The sequence below is a fragment of the Marinobacter sp. UBA5687 genome (genome assembly GCF_002420325.1).
In the GTDB taxonomy this organism is placed as follows: Bacteria; Pseudomonadota; Gammaproteobacteria; order Pseudomonadales; family Oleiphilaceae; genus Marinobacter; species Marinobacter nauticus.
Map to the genome: position 1 here is coordinate 23261 of NZ_DIHV01000047.1, position 2151 is coordinate 25411.

A 2151-nucleotide genomic window follows, 5' to 3' on the forward strand; every position below is an offset into this window, starting at 1 on the left:
AAAGAACGGGTCACCCACTACGGCACCAGCGCCCGTTTCATCGCCGGCTGCCGCAAAGCTGAACTGCAACCGGCGAAAAACCTGGACCAGAGCCACCTGCGCGTGGTGTTCTCCACCGGCTCCCCGCTGTTGCCGGAAGACTACGACTGGATCTATACCGACGGTGCTCCCAACGTATTGCTGGGCTCCATCGCCGGCGGCACCGACATCTGCGGCTGCTTTGTGGGATCAACACCACTGTTACCGGTGCGAAGAGGTGAAATCCAGTGCCGCTTCCTGGGCGTGGACGCGGTCGCCTACGGCGACGACGGCCAGCCGGTCAGCGAAGGCCGGGGCGAACTGGTCTGCCGCCAGCCGTTGCCCTCAATGCCGGTCAGCTTCTGGCAGGATCCAGACGGTGAACGCTATCGTGATGCCTACTTCAATACCTTCCCCGGCGTCTGGGCCCACGGCGACTTCATCGAATTCACCGAACATGGCGGCGCCATCATCTACGGCCGCTCCGACGCCACCCTCAACCCCGGCGGCGTGCGCATCGGCACCGCCGAAATCTATCGTCAGGTGGAAACCGTTGACGCGGTTAAAGACAGCCTCGTGGTCGGACGCCAGATCGACGGCGACGTGGAAGTGGTGCTGTTCGTGGTTCCGGCCGAAGGCCAGACTGTCACCGACGACCTGGTCAAAACCCTGAAAACCCGAATCCGCGAAGGCGCCAGCCCCCGACATGTGCCCAAACACATTGTCGAGGTGCCGGACATTCCCTACACCCGTAGCGGCAAAAAAGTGGAACTCGCGGTGGCCCGGCTGATCAACGGCTCCAGGAAAGCCGACAACCGGGATGCACTGGATAACCCGGAAGCGCTGGACCGGATTCGGGAACGTTTGGCGCAAGCAGGGTTGTTGCCCGACTGATTCTGGATAAAGGGGAATGTGAAGTGTGCCGATATGGGCTGTTTTGTCGACAAAACAGCCCATATTTGCGAACTCTGCGACGATGAAATTGGACTACCCGTACAGCGTTTGGGCGTGGCAGGGGGAGAGCTTTCCAAAACCTTGCGGAGCCATGGATGGCGGAGCAGAGCGTACAGGGAGGTATTCACAGCGTGTTTTGGAAAGCTCTCCCCCTGTCACGCTTACCCCTTACCTGATAAATGTTAGAAAGTTTCGTAAATTCCCGCCATTTCATCGTCCTGTCACGGAAGATCAGGCATTTTAAGTCCGTTCTTATACTAAGATCGTAACCAAAATTTTGTAAAAAATGCTATCTTAGTAGGTCTATCAAAAGTTCCGAATCAGTCACTGGCCCGACCGGACGTTCACAAGACGCCCGACCGCGCCATGACCGTCCTGAACCCACCCAATAGCCTGAGGACGAAAATGACATCATCCAAAGCCAAGATTGTCTACACGTTGACCGACGAGGCCCCCGCCCTCGCCACCCGGTCACTGCTTCCCATCCTGGAAACCTTCGCCAAGCCGGCTGGCATCGACTTCGAAACCAGCGACATCTCTCTCGCGGCGCGTATTCTGGCAGGCTTCCCGGACTACCTTGAGGAAGACCAGCGGGTTCCGGATGCCCTGGCTGAATTGGGTGAGTACACCAAGGATCCGGACGCCAACATCATCAAACTGCCGAACATCTCCGCCTCCATTCCCCAGCTGCGTGCCGCGATCAAAGAACTGAACGAGCAAGGCTACAAGGTGCCCGAGTACAAGGAGCACCCGGAGACCGACGAAGAGAAAGAAATTCACGCCCGTTACAGCAAGGTGCTGGGCAGTGCCGTTAACCCGGTACTGCGTGAAGGTAACTCCGATCGTCGCGCGCCGGCCGCGGTCAAGGCCTTCGCACGTAAGTACCCGCACACCATGGGCGAATGGAGCCCGGCCTCGCGTACCCACGTGGCGCACATGCGCGGTGGCGACTTTTACTCCAGCGAGCAGTCCGTGACCCTGGACAAGGCCACCAACGCCCGCATCGTGTTCGAGAACAAAAAGGGCGAACAGACCGTTCTGAAATCCGACCTGCCGCTGCAGGAAGGCGAAGTGCTCGACGGTATGTTCATGAGCAAGAAGGCGCTGGTGAAGTTCTTCGAAGACGCCATTGCCGACTGTGAGAACACCGGCGTGATGTTCTCCCTGCACGTGAAAGCC

2 protein-coding genes are annotated in these 2151 nt (G+C 58.7%); both read left to right on the plus strand.

The features are described 5' to 3' along the window. On the plus strand, positions 1-912 hold a 912-nt coding region (locus tag B3Y70_RS05100), incomplete at its 5' end, for an AMP-binding enzyme (protein ID WP_414674108.1). 465 nt (positions 913-1377) lie between these two features. Then, positions 1378-2151: NADP-dependent isocitrate dehydrogenase (locus B3Y70_RS05105; protein ID WP_288589312.1), on the plus strand; the 774-nt coding region annotated here is incomplete at its 3' end.